Consider the following 18,422-nt stretch of genomic DNA (forward strand, 5'->3'; position numbering starts at 1 on the left):
TCCTTTTTAATTTCGTCACTTTTCTTCTAAATAAATATCCCGTCCCATACATTTCAGCCATTTTCACAATAATTCTCTGAATATTTCCGTTATACAACCTTAATTTTTTCATTTATCACACCTTTTTAAACTTTCAAAACCTTAATTTTTCACCCTACAATTCTCCCTGCTTTTTCCTTCCCCTTGACACCGGGTGCTATAGTGTAACTGTAGCAAAGAAAAAGAACACTTAACAAAACCTACTTATTATTTTGACAAGTTGAAGGCTGCTAAGCGAATTCAGTAATTTGGAGGAAAAGATAAATGAATACTTTAAAAGCTGAAAAAAGAGACATGTCAATCAAAGCAAAAAAATTAAGACGCGAAGGATTTGTAACAGGAAACCTGTTTGGTCGTGAACTGGAAGATTCTATTCCACTGAAATTTGATAAAGCTGAAATAGAAAGACTTCTGAAAGTCGAAAACAAAGGTGGCCAGGTTATGCTGGAAGTTGCCGGTGAGACTTATGACGCTCTGATCAAGGAAGTTGATTACAATCCTTTGAAGGGGTATATAGATGAAATAGATTTCCAGGCACTGGTAAGCAATGAGAAGGTTCACTCTGTAGCAGAGATTCACCTTGTAAACCTCGAGAAACTGTCTTCAGGAGTACCACAGCAGATGCTTCAGGAGATTTCCTTCAAGGCTCTTCCTGCCGCATTGGTAGAGAAAGTCGAAGTTGATGTTGGACCTCTGAAAATCGGGGACACAATTCGTGTTGCTGATCTTCCAATTGCTAAAGACAAAGATGTTGATCTTATGACAGATCTTGATGCAACAGTAGTTACTATCACAGAAGTACACGTAAAAGCTTCTGATCTTACTTCAGATGAAGAGGAAGAAGAAGCCGCAGAATAATTTTAACTTAACAAGCGACAGGCGCAGAGCTTCATAATTGATTCCCTGCGCCTGTTTTTTGCTTTCACTTTTACATCGCTATCTTCCCTTGTTTCTTCCACTTCCGTGTCACATAGATATAATACGGGATCAGTGGAATCAATGCGGAGATCCATGCTGCCGGGTCTGACAGACACACTCCTGCAAAGCTTGCTTTTCCTGCCACAAGAACTACAATTGCAGATCTCGCCGCAAGTTCAAACACTCCTCCGAGCATCGGCACAAGTCCATATCCAAGTCCTTGCAGGGTATTCCTATATAGGAAGATACTTCCCAGGAATGGATAACACCAGAATACTGTATGGAAATACAGCACTGATACTTCAATAACTTTCGTCTCTGATGGGCTGATAAAAAGGTAGGTCAGATATTTACTAAAGAAAAACACCAATATCATCGCAATTACACTGTAAGCCAGAATCATAATCTGTGTACAGCGCACACCTTGTCGTACACGGTCTACTTTTCCAGCTCCCCAGTTCTGTCCCACATAAGTTGCAATCGTTGCACCGAAAGCAACGAATACTGTGCAGATTACATTCTGAATCTTTGCTGCCGCAGAGAAACCTGCCATATAATCTTCCCCGTAAACATTTACAGCACCCTGTACAATAATTGTTCCGATCGCTGTAATAGAAAACTGTAATGCCATCGGAACTCCAAGAGCCATCAATTTTCCGCAAGCTGGAAGAGAAAATCTGAAATTCTCTTTTTTAAGATGCAGAATAGGGAACTTCTTCACGATATATATAAAGCAGAGTACTGCTGAGATTCCCTGTGCGATAACTGTCGCATAGGCACATCCTTCTACACCCATGCCGCCATAAATAATGAACGCCACATCAAGTCCTACATTGATTACTGCTGAAATGATCAAAAAATACAATGGGGATTTCGAATCACCCAGTGCACGCAGAAATGCAGCCAGCGCATTATACGCTGCCGTTACAATCAGACCCGCATAAATAATTCCCATATATGCCTTTACGTCCGGCATAATGCTATCCTTATAATTCATCAAACGTAAGATTGGCTCATTTGCAATTCCAAGACCAATCGTCATAAGCACAGCCCAGCCAGCAGAAAGGTAAATAGACATCGCCACATAATGCCGCATCCTCTCATATTCTTTCGCGCCAAACCACTGTGACACCAAAATAGCAAATCCACTACTCAGACCGTTCAGCCAGCCTGTCACAAAGAACATCAAGGATCCCGTACTTCCAATTGCAGCCAGTGCTCTTACACCAAGAAACTGTCCTGCTATGATTGAATCAGCAATGTTGTAAAACTGCTGAAATATATTTCCCAAAAACATTGGTATCATAAACTGCATGATCAGGCGGGCCGGACTTCCGGTCGTCATGTCATGAATCGTTGTGTTTTTCATTGTTGCATTGTCACTCATACTGTCATTATTTCCTCCAATTCATTACATCCATCACCGATTTTTGTCGGTTATTCATTCTTTTCTGCACCTTCAAGTCTCGCACCTTCCATCATGGCCAGAACAAACTCTTTCATCTCCTGCGCATCCCAGATCTCCGGAACCGGATAAACCGGATTCGCCTCTTTCTGTGCCCATTTTACAATCTGGTTCACGTCTTCTTCCCGGATCATATCCGGATATTTCGGAATTCCAAGTTTCTCTTTTAACTCTTCCATCCACTGGAGAAATGTTTCGGCACGAACTTCGGCTGAGATCATACCGTCCGGTGTATCTACTTCCATCGCACAGATATCACACAAATCCGCAAGCTTATCATACACAGAAGATCCATAGGCACGCATCACATGCGGAAGCAGAATTGCCATCACAAGCCCGTGAGGCACTCCATAGAGCCCGCTGAGCGCATGGCCAATTGCATGAACATAACCCACACTCCCTCTTGTAAATGCGCGTCCCGCATGAAATGCAGCCTCCTGCATATCCTGTCTCGCTTGCAGATTTGTCCCGTCTTCATATGCTGTCAGAAGACTTTCATGAATCAATCGTACTGCCTTACTACACATCAGACGCTCAAAATCACTGTTATATGTATCATTCGTGTATGCTTCCACTGCATGACACAGCGCATCCATTCCTGTCTGTGCTGTTACCTGTGGTGGCAGTCCTACTGTAAGGCGCGGATCAAGTACTGCAAAGCGTGGCATCAATTGCAAATCATTGATTGATGCTTTATGATGTGTCTGAACCTCGGTGATCACCGCTGCAATCGTTGCCTCAGACCCGCTGCCTGAAGTTGTAGGCACGGCAAAGATTACAGGAATCGGACGTAGCACACGGAAAAGTCCCTGTAAGTTCCGAACTGCTTTCTTCGGTCTCGCAACTCTGGCTCCGATCCCTTTTGCACAATCCATCACACTTCCGCCACCAAATGCGATCATGCAGTCACACTTTTCTCCAAGAAATATTCCTACTCCATTTTCAACTTCTTCATCCGTAGGATTCTGAGAAATGCCATCAAAGATAACATATTTCAACTTCTTCTCTTTCATCTCTTCCAGCAGTTCATTAAGAAGCCCCCTCGCACGGATCTTCGGTCCTGTTACAATTAATACTTTATGAAATCCTCTATCTCGAACCGCCTCTGGCAGCTTCTTCACTGCTCCTGATCCACTGAGCATTTTCGGTGAACGCCACGGAAGTGCAGCCATCAAAAGCTTCGCCCCCGCCTGATATACTCTGCAATATTTTTTCATTAAAACTGATTTCACATTTGCTTTCATCTCACACCTACCATTTTCATGAATACTGTGATTTGTATTTTGCCACACTCCTGCTTTGAAATCAATCAATTCTTTCTATATTAAAGGAATTTTTTTAATGTTCCTTTTCACTTGTATATAATAATGCCTAAAAATCTGTCTGATTTTCCTTATTTTCTTTTTTTGTGAAAAATGACAAATGATTTTCGATAAATTTTTCCATTATTTTTGCTATTTTTTTATTTTTTCTATGTAAAATCCTAGCAATATCGCACAAAAAAGAGTATACTAAAGAAGTAGTATTATGAAAGAGAGGGCTTTTTATGAAACACGATAATATGTTGGCTATGATCTTAGCCGGAGGTCGAGGAACCCGCCTCCATGATTTGACAAAAAAAGTGGCTAAACCAGCCGTTTCATATGGCGGAAAATACCGCATTATTGATTTCCCACTTAGTAACTGCGCAAACAGCGGAATTGACATTGTAGGTGTTCTGACACAGTACGAATCCGTACTTCTGAACAGCTATGCAGCAGCAGGAAGAAGATGGGGACTTGATGCGAAGGACAGTGGAGTTTATGTGCTCCCACCACGTGAGAAAGCTGATGCGAACCTTGATGTATACAGAGGAACAGCTGACGCTATTTCCCAGAATATTGACTTTATAGATACATACTCCCCAGACTATCTGCTGATCCTCTCTGGAGACCACATTTATAAGATGAATTACGACAAGATGCTCGAATATCATAAACAGAACAACGCAGATGCAACGATTGCCGTTATCGAAGTTCCTATGAAGGAAGCAAGCCGTTTTGGCATTATGAATACAGATGAGACAGGACATATCGTTGAATTTGAAGAGAAGCCTGAGCATCCAAAGAGCAACCTCGCTTCCATGGGTATTTATATCTTTAACTGGAAACTTCTTCGTAAGATGCTTCTCGCAGATATGAAGAATGCAGATTCCAGCCATGACTTTGGTAAAGATATCATTCCTACTATGCTTAATGACGGAAAGAGTCTGTATGCATACAAGTTCAAAGGATATTGGAAAGATGTTGGAACAATTGATTCACTCTGGGAAGCTAATATGGACCTTCTTGATAAGAACAATAAGCTTGATCTGAATGACCCAAACTGGAAGATCTATACAGAAGATGCAACTGCACTTCCACAGTATATCGGAGCTGATGCAGTTGTAGAAAGAGCCTTCATTACACAGGGATGTGTCGTTAATGGTACAGTTAAGAATTCTGTTCTGTTCACTGGTGCGAAAGTTGCTGCCGGTGCAAAAGTCATTGATAGTGTCCTCATGCCGGGTGCTGAGGTTGCAGAAGGTGCCGTTGTTACACGTGCCCTTGTTGCCGATGGCATTAAGATTGGAAAGAACGCTGTTGTCGGAGACGCAGCCAGCGAGAATATCGAGCTCGTTGCAAAACGAGTAAAGGGGGACGAATAAAATGAGTAAAGCTTTTGGAATTATCAACTTTGCAGGAAACAACATACAGGTAAATGACATGCAGGCATACCGTCCGATCGGTGCCTTCTCCTTCCTCGGAAGATATCGTGTGATCGACTTTCCGATTTCTAACATGAGTAACAGTGGAATTGATGTAATGCAGGTTTATGTTCGCAGAAAACCCCGTTCTCTCGTAGAACACATCGGAACAGGACGTCATTACAATATCAACTCCAAACGTGGTAAACTGATTACTCTCTTCCAGGAGAGCAACATTGACAACGGTATTTACAACACAGATATCGCTGCTTACATGGAAAACCTTGACTGCTTCGATGAGATCAACTCTGAGTATGTTGTGATCGCGCCTAGCTACATGGTTTACACAGCTGATTACAGTGCATTTCTCAAGACACATATTGAATCAGGTGCAGACATCACTCTGATGTATCACTCTGTTGACAATGCGAAGGATCATTTCCCGAACTGTCAGACACTGAACATCAACAAACAGAAAGGTGTTCTCTCCATGGAGCCAAACCTTGGAAATGCTAAGAACAGAAACATCTTCATGGATACTTATGTAATGAAGAAAGATCTGTTCCTTGACCTGGTTCAGAAGGCACACAAACTTTCCTCCATGTACACACTGGCTGATATCGTGAATGAGTCTTGTGAGGAACTTGATGTTCGCGCATATCCACATCGTGGATACTTTGCAACAATCTCAGACTTCAATAGTTACTATGAAGCAAACCTTGAACTGATCGACCTGAAAAAAGCAACAGATCTGTTCCATGATAACTGGCCAATTTATACACGTACAAATGACTCCTGCCCGACACAGTATTTTGAAGGCAGCAAGGTAACATCCTCCGTAATTTCTAACGGATGCCTGATTGAAGGTGCTGTTGAGAATTCTGTTATCGGACGTGGCTGTACAATCAAAGAAGGGGCAGTTGTTAAGAATTGTGTCATCGGTGCAGACGTGGTTATCGGAAAAGGTGTTCATGCTGAAAACCTTGTGATCGACAAACATGCACGCCTGATTCGTGGTAAGCGTATTATCGCATCCCCTGATAAACCGGGATACATCAAACGTGGTGACAGACTGTAAGCTTAAAATCATTTTTACAGAATCTTATAGGAAAATAATTTTTCCATAAATATGTGTCGTTAATACATATACATAAAAAACCGGAAAGTAAAAGATAAATTTAAATTCTTTTACTTTCCGGTTTTTCAGTTTATACTCAAATTTGATTTACATTTTTATTTGTGTCATCTTTTACTTACGGTTCTTTTTGTAAATAATTGCAAGTCCTTTCAGGAGCAGATCATCGTCCAGGATAATCTCTCTTCTACAATGAGAAACAATCTTCTTCGCCAGTCCGCCTGTCGCGATCACAGTTGCCTCTCCGCCAAGCTGTTCCTGCAGACGATCAATAATTCCATCCATTGCGGCAGCGCTACTGTAGATCAGACCGCTCTTCATACACTCTGTAGTATTCTTTCCAATCATATGCTCCGGTGCTTCAATACTGATTCCGCCAAGCTGAGATGCATGAGCTGTCAGAGAATCCAGAGAAACTCCGATTCCAGGATAAATCATGCCTCCGATATAATTCTTATTTTTATCAATCACACAGACTGTATTTGCTGTCCCAAGATCAAAGATTAGAAGTGGAGCCGGATACTCAACAATTGCCGCAACAGAATCGACCACCAGATCACTTCCCAACTGTGCAGGGTTATCGATTCGAATGTTCAATCCTGTCTTAATTCCGGCTCCCACAACAAGAACATTCTTCTTCAGGATCTTCTCTACCGCCAGCTTCACGATGGTTGTAATCTGCGGCACGACAGAAGAAATGATTCCGCCTTCGATTTCATCTCTATGAATATGATAAATATCAAGTACATTCTTAATATCGATTGCATACTCTAACTCTGTCTTCGTACGAACAGTTGACAAACGTTCTACAAAAAGAGTTTTATCTCCATCAATACAGCCCAATACAATATTTGTATTTCCAATGTCTATTGTCAGTATCATCTTTTAAACTTCCCCTCTCTGTGCAAGAATCTGATCGAGGATTCGATCTGCTGTTTCCTCTTTTGTCAGCTTGCCGAGCTCTTTTTCAAAATCTTCTGTGATCACTGTAACCACATTCGTATTCCCGCCAAACCCGGCGCCTTCCATTTTCAAACTGTTTGCTATAATCATGTCCAGGTTCTTTTTCTTCAGCTTCTTTCTGGAATTCTCGAGCATATTTTCTGTTTCCATAGAAAATCCACAGAGAAATTGATCTTTTGTTTTATGCGCTCCAAGATACGCAAGAATATCATCTGTGCGTTCCATTTCAAGTGCCAGATCGTCATCCTTTTTCTTCACCTTTTCATCACTGACATAGCGAGGTCTATAATCCGCAACTGCTGCTGCCTTAATAATAATATCCTGTTCTTCGGCCCGTCCTGTCACTTCTTCAAACATTTCTCTCGCCGTTGTGATTGGAACAACATTTACAAAATGTGGCTTCTCAATAGAGGTCGGTCCTGTGACAAGTGTAACATCCGCTCCACGCTGCATACATACCTTTGCAATCGCATACCCCATCTTTCCGGTAGAATGATTCGTAATATAGCGTACAGGATCAACGGACTCCTGTGTAGGACCTGCTGTAACCAGAACATGCAGTCCTTTCATATCCTTTTCTCTTGCGATTTCCCGCAAAATATATTCAAGCAAAAGCTCCGGTTCCGGCATTTTTCCTGCTCCTGTATCTCCACAGGCAAGATAACCAACCGCAGGGCTGATCACTTCATAATTATAATGCTCCAGTACCTTCAGGTTATCCTGAACGATTGGATTCTCAAACATATTCGTATTCATTGCAGGAGCAACGATCTTCTTACATTTGCACGCCATGATTGTTGTTGTCAGCATGTCATCCGCAATGCCATGAGCAATCTTCCCGATTACATTCGCACTTGCCGGTGCCAACATAACTACGTCCGCTTTCTTCGCTAATGATACGTGTTCTACACTATATTGAAAATTCCGGTCAAATGTATCTACAAGACACTTATTTCCCGTCAGTGTCTCAAATGTGATCGGATTAATAAAATTTGTCGCATTTTCTGTCATAAGCACATGCACATCTGCATGCAATTTCTTCAGCGCACTTGCAAGTGACGCAATTTTATATGCTGCAATACTTCCTGTCACTCCAAGAAGTACAGTTTTTCCCTTTAACATGAGTACATTTTTCCTTTCTGTTAAACTCTTTTTTAGTTTAGCACAACAAATATTCTTAGAAAAGTCCTTTACCGTTATGTTTTTCACAAAATACCGTATAATTTTGTATTTTATCCACATTCTATATAAAGAAACCCACATTCTTTTCTTATAACTGATGCACGTATTCCATCTTTGATATTATTTCGTAACAAATAACGCACCATAAAAAGGAGGATTTCATCATGGATGAACAAACACGAAAACTATATGAAGAATGCAACACAGGATGTCAGATGGCAATCGAAAGTATGCAGCAAATCAAAGATTTCACCCAAGATACAACCTTATTCCAATTAATTGAAAAATACATTGATCGTCATTCTCGATTAGGCGGTAATGCAAAAGACCACCTGATTGATTCGGGAAATGAAGTTAAAGCTCCGGGAATGATGGCTTCCGCATTTTCCTGGTTCAGCACAGAACTTAAACTGAATCTGAATGATGATAACTCCAAAATTGCAAAACTTCTGATTGATGGATGCAGCATGGGAATTAAAACACTCGGAGAACGTGCCAATACATTGAACAGGGCTGACAAATCTGCCGATGCGCTGGCAAGAAAAATTATCAAAACAGAAGAAGAAATGATACGAGAATTAGAATCATTTTTATAAAATTTGCTTTCTCTTATCTGTAATGTTAGTATAGTGATATTAAGTTATTAACATTACAGATAAGGAGCATTCTATGCTGAAATCATATATTGCATTTGACCTGGAGACAACCGGGCTAAGTCCTCAGGAACATGAAATTATAGAGATTGGTGCCCTCAAAGTCCGGGAAGGAAAGGTCGTTGACCGTTTTATGGAATTCGTCCATCCAGACAAACCGATCACACCGATGATCACCAACATCACACATATCACAAATGATATGGTTGCAGGAGCAAGATCCTGCCCGGAAGTCATCCACGATTTTCTCTCCTTTTGTGAAGATGACGTGCTGATCGGACACAACGTCATGTTTGACTATAGCTTTGTAAAATGCAGTGCAGTCAGAGAAGGTCTTACATTTGAAAAAATGGGGATCGATACTTTAAAAATTGCCCGCAAAGTACATAAAGACTTTGAGTCTAAAAGTCTCGGTGCGTTATGCGACTATTACCATATTGAGAATCCTGCTGCTCACCGCGCATACTATGATGCACTCGCAACCGCAAAGCTTTATCAGACACTGGCACACTATTTTGAACCACAGGATCCGAAAGTGTTCCAGCCTCTCCAACTTCAATATAAAATTAAAAAAGTGCAGCCTGCCACACCAAAGCAGATTGCACTCTTAGAACGTCTGACGGAACAGAAAGAACTGATACCTGACTGGGATGCAGCTACGCTGACAAGAAGCGAAGCCTCCCGAATCATTGACAGACTTTTGAAATCTTAATCTTCCTGAAGTCTCTGTACCATTGCCCAGATTGCCTTTGCTGAATTGAAGTTCACCGGCATCATCTCAGAGGCTTCAATGCTGATATCAAATGCATCCTCCAGCTCTGATACAAGTGTGATGATCGCGAAAGAATCAAGAAGCTGATCATCGATCAGAGCTGTCTCGTTCTCATAGTCAATACTATCATCAATCTCATTTAAAATCTCTAATAATTCTTCCATTTTTTCTTCCTCTTTTCCTATCATTTTGAATCTGTAACTATTCTACCATGTTCAATTTGTATGTTTCCTGCTGTACTCTTGCCTGGATCCATCCCTCTTCCTCGCTGTAAAGTACAACCCCAGGAAGTTCATGGCTCAAGAACAATGCCATTCCTTCCATTGCTGAATACGCACCGGTTCTCTCGAATACAAGGATGGCGCCTTTTTCCAAACCTTTCAGGGTGATTTCATTGCAGAGAACATCATTCAGTGTACATAAGGATCCACAGACTTTCCAGGTCTTTTCTTCTGTATTCTTATTTTCGGAAACTTCCGCAACCTTCACTGAAACTTCCTTTGGAAGTACCTTCACATACGGTTCATACATTCCCTTGATTTGCCCGTCATAATTGAGCTGATGACAGCCTCCATCAACAATACAATAATGAATTCCATCACTTGTCTTTGTATCTTCCACTTTGGTCAAATAGTAGCCACACATCGCCGCCAGCGCGCGTCCCAGCTCTACTGTTACATGTCCCTTCCACTGCATGCCCTTCACAGCGTCCTGAAGTCCCTTTAATCCAGCTTCTTCAAAGGTCTCTGCCGTTTTATCGCGGAAATACGGAACTGCCGTTCCAGAGCCGTATTCCAGACATCTCACATCGATCTGCTCTTCTGCCGCTTTCTTTAAAAATTCATCCAGATATGCCAGTTCCTTCTGATGGCGCTTCAGATTCTTCTTTTGTGTTCCTGAGAAATAGTGAATTCCTTCTGCCTCGATTCCCGGAAGTTCCTTTGCCTTTTTCAGAATTTCTAATACCGTATCTTCGTCCATTCCAAACTGATTTCCACTCGTAAGCCGCGGGTATAACCGGAGCACACCATCCTCCGGATGTTCCTCGCTCCATTCTGCAAAATATTGGAAATGCAGTGGAGATTCCACTGTATATGCACATTTATTTCCGCAATATGAAAGTATCTCCCGGATATCATCCCGTTTTTTCATAACACCTGAAATAAATAATTTTTCCAATGGTACCTGCAGTCTCCGGCAGATCCGGAATTCTCCCATGGAGCAGACTTCGATGCGGTCTGCCCACTGAGCCATATATCCTGTCAGAAATGGATTCGCCTTCATCGCATAACAAAGGCTGATCCCCGGACCAAAGCCTGCACGAATACGCTCTGTCTGTTCTTTCAAGATATCCAGATCAAACACATAAAGGGGCGTTCCATACTTTCTAAACGCCTCTTGAAGCAGTTCTTCTCTCATAACATTTATCCTTTCCCCTTATTCTTTTTCCTGTGATTAATTTTAAGACATCACACTCTATTTCTTTCCGTAATTCTTAAAATAATTACGGTCTGTCTTGCCATTCTTGTTCAACGGCATCTCATCTACCTGAATCAATTTTGTCGGAACCATATAGACCGGAAGTTTTTCCTTCATCTGTTTTCTGACATCTGCGGCTTCTTTCTCTCCAAGATAAAATCCCATAATACGATTTTTCTCCATATCAAAGACACAGCAGCTCTTCTCCACTCCATCAAGTGCTGTCATAGAACGCTCAATTTCCTCCAGCTCAATCCGGTGTCCCATATGTTTGATCTGGAAATCTTTTCTTCCTGCAAATACGATATTTCCTTCTTCGTCATAACTTCCAAGATCTCCGGTTCGATACATTCTCTGTTCTATTCCATCTACAGGATACAGCACAAACTTCTCCGCTGTCTGCTCAGGTTCTTTATAATAGCCATTCGCCAGAGATTCTCCTGCCGAGCAGATTTCCCCCTGTACACCAGGTTCTGTCACCTGTTTGCCTTCCTCGTCTACAAGGATTACTCTTCTTCCCGGGAATGCCTTACCGGCCGGTATTTTCTCACTGTCCTCATACTGTCGCTCAATCGGGAAATAGGTACAGTTACAAGTAATCTCAGTTGGTCCATATAAATTTACAAATTTTGCATCCGGCAGCTTTTCCTGCCAGATACGCAGCTGTTTTGGCGGCATTGCTTCTCCGCTGAACATAACTCTTTTCACTGATTCCGGCACTCTGTAATTCAGTCCTTTCAGTGCAGAAACAAGTGTCAATGCAGAAACAGCCCAGGTCAGATTTGTCACTTTCTTATCGCAAAGATAATCCAGAAGTCTCGGCGGTGTCGAGAAGTATTCTTTCGGTATCAAAACAAGCTGTGCCCCTGTCATGATGCTGGAATAAATATCTTTCACAGACACGTCAAAATCAAATGGTGCCTGATTTCCAATCACATCTTCTGATGTAATCTCAAAGATTTCTGTAAAATGACGGACAAACCGGCTAACAGCACCATGACTTACTACAATCGCCTTCGGAGTTCCTGTAGACCCAGAAGTGAAAATTCCATACAAAGCATCTGTCTCTTTCCATTGTCCCTGGATCTGTTCAAGTTTACTGCGCTGTTCTTCTGACAAATCCGTTCCTGTTGTCGGCAGAAGTGTCTCCGGTCCGATCACTTTCTCTTCGAGTCCTACTCCGACTACTGCCAGCTGCGCTTTTCCCTTCTCATCAGAAATGATCACTTCCGGCTCCAGCTTCTCCATAATCTTTCGCAGACGTTCCGCCGGGTTCATCGGATTCACCGGAACATAAAAACATCCTGCATAAACGATTCCAAGCATCACTGCCAGTGTTTCTGAACTTTTCTCTAAAAGAACCGGAATCGGATTTCCCGGTTGAACTTTTTTACTTAATTCTGCACCTATCACCTGAGCTTTCTTCACAAGTCCTTTCCAAGTCATCTCCTGATTTACATCCGAAACAGCAACCCTGTCTTCATACTTTTCCGCTGTCTGCTCCAGGCTCCACAAAATATTCAACTCTTCTTTTGCTATCATTTTCCCACACCCGTTTCTTTTGCCACTTCTATTTTTCCTTGTATTCTTGCAAGGTTCTGCTTATACTGTTCGGCCAGCTGATTCCATGCTTCATACGTCGGATCATTTCTATGATCTTCCAGTTCATAATTCTCTTCTAAATAATTTCCAAGATACGAAGTCACCTTCTCTGCCCCATAAACATTCAGATGATCGCCCTTATCCTGTGTATCTTCTGTCCAGTTCAGCCCTAATTCTTCCACCTTCTTATTTAGATCCAGATATGTGATTCCTTTTCCATCCGCATATTTCTGTATCTCTGCATGCCGTTTATGATTCCAGTTCTTTGGTGATGGCATACTTACAAGCAATAACTGCGCATTATTCTTTTCACACAGTTCTTCAATTTTCTCCAGATAAACCTTTACATACTCAGGCATTGTTTCACATTTTTTCTTTTTCTTCATATAATCCGGTTTTCCTTCATATGGATCAACCTCATCCCTGATCACAAACCCCTTGTAATTCGTATGCATTTCCGGCTCATCTACTACTGTCTTCCACAGATTATGATAACGGAAAACCGGCAGATAATACTGTCCTGCCTGCGTTAATATCTCCTGTGTACTTTTTACTGCTCCAATATCACGGAACAATGTATTTGTCTCAAGTATCACAATCTTTGGAGACTGTTTCTTAAATGCATGTTTCAGCATGTAATAAGTCTCTGGAATTCTCTGTGCTCCCTGTCCACAGTCATACGTTGTAATCCCTTTATCGTCCCACAATCGCATTGTTGATACGGAATTATAGCTTTCGCTGTCACCGGCCACCAGCAGATCCAGTGTACCTTCCGGCTCAACTGTAAGAGCCGCAAACGGACGGTTTCTTCCGGTCACTTCTCCATTCAGCTGATGCACCACATAATATTCCATCCCGACAGAACTTGCCAACAGAAATACTGCCAGTATTACAATAAAGAGAACTCCTCTTTTTATCTTACTCATTCTTATCACCTCAGAAACCGGCGTAGATCAGATCTTGAATCTGATATCCATCCCCATACGCTGCGAAGATTAAAATACTTATAATCAAAGCATAATACAATCCCCAACGCACCGGTACAGCCAGTTCTCCCATTTTCTTCTGCACAGGGATTCCGTGCTCTTTCATAGAACCCACAATTCCGACGATCAGGCATCCCACTATCACTGCCAGATAATCTGCCCGCTCGAGCCCGAGTGTATACAGTGTCCCATCTGTTAATTGTCCAGCATCAAAATGTTTTATCATATTGCAGAACATATACCATCCGGCCTTCAATCCATTTGCACGGAAAAATAATTCTCCGACCACAATGATCACCAACGTCTTTGCGATCTGAATCATTCTCCAAACCCTCGTCTCTGGATTGATATGACATGTTTCCAAAATGCAGTCTCGAACCGGTTCTACAGCAATCCCAAGCATGATCAGAACAAAGTAATACATTCCATAAAAAATATAATTCCACTGCGCACCATGCCAGACTCCGTTCGCAACCCACACTGGGAACAGGGCGATTGCAGAAGTCACCAGTCTTGTAATATGCTTTCCGCAATGCTTTCTTCCATACTGGTTCCATTTCTTAACCAATCCGGATACCGATACCGGATAGAAAATATATGCCTTGAACCACGCGCCGAGTGTAATATGCCATCTGCGCCAGAATTCCGAAGGATTCTTCGCACAGAACGGCTGTCGGAAGTTTTCCGGAAGGCAGATACCAAACAACTTTCCACTTCCTATAATGATGTCCATACAGCCGGAGAATTCCATATAAAGCTGAATCACGTAACCAATCGCTGCTGCAAGAATCACTGCACCATGATAGTCTGCATAATGGTCAAATACCTGATTTACCATCAGTGCCATACGGTCAGCTATCACCATCTTTTTAAAGAGTCCCCAGAAGATTCTTACATAACCATCGACCACATTTCTATATTCCAATGATTTTCCTGTATACAATGTGTCTGCCACATCAGAATATCTTGCGATTGGTCCTTCCATGATCTGTGGGAAGAATCCAAGAAACAATGCGGTTCTCCAGATTTCTGTCTCTGCCTGTATGGTTCCCCAGTACACATCTGTCATATAACCAATAGCCTGCAATGTATAAAATGATATTCCAATTGGCATTAATAGATTTTCCGGTCTCCATCCTTCCAGAACCGGATGTCCAAACAGATGACTTAAATTCACCGTAAAGAAATCAAAATATTTCAGATAGCCGAGAATTCCAAGTAAAATGAAGATGCCAAGTGCAAGAACTCTTCGTCCTTTTTTCTGATATTCCATCTTCACTGCTTTCTTTTGTTTCCGTTCCAGACCTTCTACAGCCTTCGCTTCCTGCATCCGGATCACAGTCAGCCAGATGCCGATACAATGGGTCAGAAGCGTTGTTCCTAAAAGATAAACCAGTAATTTCCCACTTAGCAGATAAAAGAAAATCCAGCTGAATCCCAGCAGGACTCTTCCTCTCCATTTCTCCGGTGCAAGCTGATAGACGAACAGACAGACCGGAAGAAATAAGAAGATATATATGATCGAATGATATCCCATCTTTTGTAGTTCTCCTTCTTTTGTGAACTGTGTTCCCTGGCAACGTATCTATACAGGTACAAACGGTTCTGATTTAAATCTCTTTTATTATTTCATCAACATCTTAAAGCATACTCTCTACATTTCTTAAGATTTTATAAATTTATTTTTCGTTTAAAACTGGTATGGTTTATTTTTGTAAAAGTGGCTCTTTTTTATAGTCCACTTCTGTTGTATAGTATGGTAAATCTTAAAGGAAAGAGGTTTTTGTTATGAATTCTAAGTCAACAGTAACATTAAAGAAACTTGTCATGGCTGCACTGTTCGCAGCGCTTGCCTGTGTTGCTACGATGTCAATCAAGATTCCTACTCCCGGAACAAGCGGATATATTCACCCGGGTGATGCGATTGTTATCCTTGCTGGTGTTGTTCTCGGACCTACATGGGGATTTCTCGCAGGCGGTATCGGATCTGCTATGGCAGACCTGCTCGGAGGATATTTTGTCTATGTTCCGATCACATTTGTGATCAAAGGACTGGTATCCCTTTGCTCCGCCCTTCTTTACCGTAAAGTAGGTAAGAATTCCAAGAGCCGTTACACAGCAGTCATCCTCGGCGGTGTTGCTGATATCATTCTCGTTGCCGGCGGTTACTGCCTGTGCGAGTACTTTATCTACGGAGCCGGCGCATTCGCAAGCGTTCCGGCGAACCTGGTCCAGGGAATCGGTGGACTGGTTCTGTCTGCAGTGCTTTATCCGATTTTGATTGCAATTCCGGATGTAAAACAGACAGCACTTGCGAATTCATAAGTTTGTTTATTAACTGATAAGCCCTATAATATTGCACGCAAAATTCCCCATGGGAAGACAGAATCTTTACTTCTTCTCATGGGGGATTTTGTTGTATCTAATACTTATTTTCACATAAAGAAAAAAGTCTGGAAACAATCATTTCCAGACTTTCTAAGAGGCGCAGACCGGATTTGAACCGGTGAATCAGGGTGTTGCAGACCCACGCCTTACCGCTTGGCTACTGCGCCATATCTTAAATTTTATTACAGCCAGCAATGCTTTCTGTAAAATGACCCCGACGGGAATCGAACCCGTGTTACCGCCGTGAAAGGGCGATGTCTTAACCGCTTGACCACGGGGCCTCAACGATCACTTTCTCGCGTGACCGTTTTATATAATATCATATGTTTTTGTGGAATGCAAGTGTTTTTACAAATTTTCTTTTATTTTTTTCACCTTTTTTTCATCACACTTCAAAACACAACAGTTACTCACCATTTTTTACTTCAAATCTGCTGATTCCCATCATGCTCACTGTTCCATCCGTGCTGTTCGTATCGATCTCGCAACTATTATAAAAACTTCCGTCTTCATACCAGTTATATACATTTACAAGCTCGGATTCTGTATGTTGGGATGCTTCTCCATATGCTGCCTGAACGACATCAATTGCCGTTCCTAACTGGATCCCTCCCGGGAATATTACTGTCAGGTCTTCGTTTCTCAGTGAATACTGTTCCACATAGATTCCTCCGACCAGACAATCCTTCGCTTCTTTTACAGCATTCCCTGTATTGATCAAATCCACCATGATCGTATTCTTGGAAGCATCTTTAAACCAGGCATTCTGATAATCTCCTGCTTCAATCTCATACTCCTGCGGAAGGCTTTTTTCATCCAGTGTAAGTCCAGTGCTTTCCAGGTCTGCGATTGTACACGGAAGCGTCAGTACCTTACCGTTAATCTGAACGGTATAAGAATTCCAGCTTGCTCCAAGTTCTTCACTTTGTGGTGCGGCACCTTCTATATCCGACTGGATTCCCTTAGTGGCTTCTGCTTCTGCCGCTGCTTCCTGATTCTCTTCTTCCAGCATTTCATCTGTATTATTCTCCGCTTCGTCCTCACCATTATCCTTCGCAGATTCCTTTACAGCCTTTGGCACTTTAATCTTCTTTGTATCATTATAGGACACAAATGTCACTTCCAGTGTATAGGATGTCACCTGTGCATTCTCTTCTCCTGCTGTCTTCAAATAATCTGTCAGATCAAAGGTAATCTTTGCCGGAAGTATATTACTTCTATAAATATCAATCACACAGTCCACTTTTATGTTGTTCAATTTCTGCTGAAGCTCCTCGTTGTTTTCCTCATCCTCGGAAGCCTGTAGATTCCAGCCTGACAGATCAGAGGAATCTTCTCCGAGTAAAGCTTTCAGCGTATCTGCAAATGTCTCCTGGAACTGTGTTCCACTGATCGTTCCTGTCAGCTCAAAACACTCTTCCTTATTCACGGTCGCAAGATCCTGTGAAACGCTGAATGCTCCGGACAGATTCTGAAGTCCATCGAACAATGCCGTCTGCTGTGAAGATGTCTCTTTCTCCTCAACAGCGTTCTTCTCCCAGGCTTCATCCGTTCCACTATAGATCACAGTCTTCCCGTCTTCTTCCACCTGATAAGATTCCATCTCCTGTGTCTCTTTCGTTCCGGCCATATTCGTCTTCTGCTGACCTTTTCTGTGTACTGCTGCCGGATCCCGTGTCATCTCGATATCCAGATTGCTCTCCTGGCTGATCGCACTGTCACCATCACCCATCTGCAGTTTTACGATCTGATTCTCTTCTGCCGATTCTACTGATGTCATATTAACCTCAATATCGCGGAACAGATTCTCCGATGTCGCTGCTTTCTGACAGCCACTCAGACTTCCAACTGCCGCAAGAAATATAATTCCTGCTGTTAACTTCTTTATCCATTTACATTTCATAGTTTGTCTTTCACTTCCCAAGTCGTATATTCAAGAATGCCTCGACATTCTTACTGCTATCTCTTATCGTAACCAGCTTTGCACTTCATTATACAAAATTATTTTCTCAAAAACAATGCTTACTTCCTGCCTGTGACATCTCACTACTGAACAATAGTTACTGTTCACACACCACTATCCCGCGAGGTGTTTTGGCATGAATATGCCAATAA

The 18,422-nt window shown here is 42.0% G+C and carries 16 protein-coding genes and 2 tRNA genes; 6 read left to right on the forward strand and 12 right to left on the reverse strand.

Features of this window, described 5'->3' with window-relative positions:
* Nucleotides 1-303 precede the first annotated feature (303 nt).
* On the forward strand, nucleotides 304-897 hold the full coding sequence (locus LI162_RS02045) for a 50S ribosomal protein L25 (protein WP_155203500.1): 594 nt from the start codon (nucleotides 304-306) through the stop codon (nucleotides 895-897).
* Nucleotides 898-967: 70 nt separating this feature from the next.
* On the opposite strand, the gene LI162_RS02050 is transcribed toward LI162_RS02045, so the two are convergent.
* Entirely contained in the window at nucleotides 968-2,344 is a 1,377-nt protein-coding gene (locus LI162_RS02050; RefSeq protein ID WP_227155619.1) for an MATE family efflux transporter, read from the reverse strand.
* 50 nt (nucleotides 2,345-2,394) lie between these two features.
* Nucleotides 2,395-3,735 (reverse strand): iron-containing alcohol dehydrogenase, encoded by a 1,341-nt coding sequence (locus tag LI162_RS02055; protein ID WP_227155621.1) that lies wholly within the window; start codon nucleotides 3,733-3,735, stop codon nucleotides 2,395-2,397.
* Nucleotides 3,736-3,968: 233 nt separating this feature from the next.
* Between LI162_RS02055 and LI162_RS02060 the strand changes: the two genes are divergently transcribed.
* Nucleotides 3,969-5,108: a glucose-1-phosphate adenylyltransferase gene (locus LI162_RS02060; RefSeq protein ID WP_020435952.1), complete on the forward strand. Its 1,140-nt coding sequence runs from the start codon at nucleotides 3,969-3,971 to the stop codon at nucleotides 5,106-5,108.
* A gap of 1 nt (nucleotide 5,109) precedes the next feature.
* A complete protein-coding gene (gene glgD / locus LI162_RS02065; RefSeq protein WP_020435951.1) occupies nucleotides 5,110-6,225 on the forward strand; it encodes a glucose-1-phosphate adenylyltransferase subunit GlgD in 1,116 nt (371 codons plus the stop codon).
* Between the two features lie 171 nt (nucleotides 6,226-6,396).
* Here the strand turns inward: glgD and LI162_RS02070 are convergent, their stop codons facing one another.
* Together LI162_RS02070 and coaBC are read right to left on the reverse strand one after the other, a co-directional pair.
* Nucleotides 6,397-7,164, reverse strand: a complete 768-nt coding sequence (locus LI162_RS02070) for a type III pantothenate kinase (protein ID WP_020435950.1) — start codon at nucleotides 7,162-7,164, stop codon at nucleotides 6,397-6,399.
* 3 nt (nucleotides 7,165-7,167) lie between these two features.
* Nucleotides 7,168-8,367 carry a bifunctional phosphopantothenoylcysteine decarboxylase/phosphopantothenate--cysteine ligase CoaBC gene (gene coaBC / locus LI162_RS02075; RefSeq protein WP_015527755.1) on the reverse strand — a complete coding sequence of 400 codons (1,200 nt, stop codon included), beginning with the start codon at nucleotides 8,365-8,367 and terminating at the stop codon, nucleotides 7,168-7,170.
* A gap of 224 nt (nucleotides 8,368-8,591) precedes the next feature.
* Between coaBC and LI162_RS02080 the strand changes: the two genes are divergently transcribed.
* Together LI162_RS02080 and LI162_RS02085 are read left to right on the forward strand one after the other, a co-directional pair.
* Nucleotides 8,592-9,023, forward strand: coding sequence for a hypothetical protein (locus tag LI162_RS02080; RefSeq protein WP_020435949.1), 432 nt, complete (start codon nucleotides 8,592-8,594; stop codon nucleotides 9,021-9,023).
* Nucleotides 9,024-9,096: 73 nt separating this feature from the next.
* Complete coding sequence (locus LI162_RS02085; RefSeq protein WP_020435948.1) at nucleotides 9,097-9,792, forward strand: 3'-5' exonuclease; 696 nt, start codon at nucleotides 9,097-9,099, stop codon at nucleotides 9,790-9,792.
* Here the strand turns inward: LI162_RS02085 and LI162_RS02090 are convergent.
* The 5 genes from LI162_RS02090 to LI162_RS02110 are packed head-to-tail and all read right to left on the reverse strand — an operon-like array spanning nucleotide 9,789 to nucleotide 15,456.
* On the reverse strand, nucleotides 9,789-10,016 hold the full coding sequence (locus LI162_RS02090; RefSeq protein ID WP_015527752.1) for a phosphopantetheine-binding protein: 228 nt from the start codon (nucleotides 10,014-10,016) through the stop codon (nucleotides 9,789-9,791). The two genes, LI162_RS02085 and LI162_RS02090, sit on opposite strands and share 4 nt — an antisense overlap.
* Before the next feature lie 37 nt (nucleotides 10,017-10,053).
* The gene (locus LI162_RS02095) at nucleotides 10,054-11,271 is read right to left on the reverse strand and encodes an alanine racemase (RefSeq protein WP_196020237.1); all 1,218 of its coding nucleotides are present in this window, start codon (nucleotides 11,269-11,271) and stop codon (nucleotides 10,054-10,056) included.
* A gap of 57 nt (nucleotides 11,272-11,328) precedes the next feature.
* Entirely contained in the window at nucleotides 11,329-12,873 is a 1,545-nt protein-coding gene (locus tag LI162_RS02100; RefSeq protein ID WP_227155623.1) for an amino acid adenylation domain-containing protein, read from the reverse strand.
* Entirely contained in the window at nucleotides 12,870-13,859 is a 990-nt protein-coding gene (locus LI162_RS02105) for an SGNH/GDSL hydrolase family protein (RefSeq protein ID WP_227155625.1), read from the reverse strand. The genes LI162_RS02100 and LI162_RS02105 overlap by 4 nt, the downstream gene beginning before the upstream one ends.
* 10 nt (nucleotides 13,860-13,869) lie before the next feature.
* The gene (locus LI162_RS02110; protein WP_227155627.1) at nucleotides 13,870-15,456 is read right to left on the reverse strand and encodes an MBOAT family O-acyltransferase; all 1,587 of its coding nucleotides are present in this window, start codon (nucleotides 15,454-15,456) and stop codon (nucleotides 13,870-13,872) included.
* A 251-nt stretch (nucleotides 15,457-15,707) separates the two neighbouring features.
* On the opposite strand from LI162_RS02110, the gene LI162_RS02115 reads away from it, so the two are divergent.
* Nucleotides 15,708-16,244 carry an ECF transporter S component gene (locus LI162_RS02115; protein WP_227155629.1) on the forward strand — a complete coding sequence of 179 codons (537 nt, stop codon included), beginning with the start codon at nucleotides 15,708-15,710 and terminating at the stop codon, nucleotides 16,242-16,244.
* A gap of 158 nt (nucleotides 16,245-16,402) precedes the next feature.
* On the opposite strand, the gene LI162_RS02120 is transcribed toward LI162_RS02115, so the two are convergent.
* The 3 genes from LI162_RS02120 to LI162_RS02130 all read right to left on the reverse strand — a co-directional run bounded on the left by LI162_RS02120 (nucleotide 16,403) and on the right by LI162_RS02130 (nucleotide 18,210).
* Nucleotides 16,403-16,474 (reverse strand) — tRNA-Cys (locus LI162_RS02120).
* 42 nt (nucleotides 16,475-16,516) lie between these two features.
* Nucleotides 16,517-16,588 (reverse strand) — tRNA-Glu (locus LI162_RS02125).
* A 125-nt stretch (nucleotides 16,589-16,713) separates the two neighbouring features.
* Nucleotides 16,714-18,210 carry a DUF6612 family protein gene (locus tag LI162_RS02130; protein WP_227155631.1) on the reverse strand — a complete coding sequence of 499 codons (1,497 nt, stop codon included), beginning with the start codon at nucleotides 18,208-18,210 and terminating at the stop codon, nucleotides 16,714-16,716.
* Between the last annotated feature and the right edge of the window lie 212 nt (nucleotides 18,211-18,422).

Source organism: Mediterraneibacter sp. 210702-DFI.3.120 (genome assembly GCF_020561005.1).
Taxonomy (GTDB): Bacteria; Bacillota; Clostridia; order Lachnospirales; family Lachnospiraceae; genus Mediterraneibacter; species Mediterraneibacter faecis.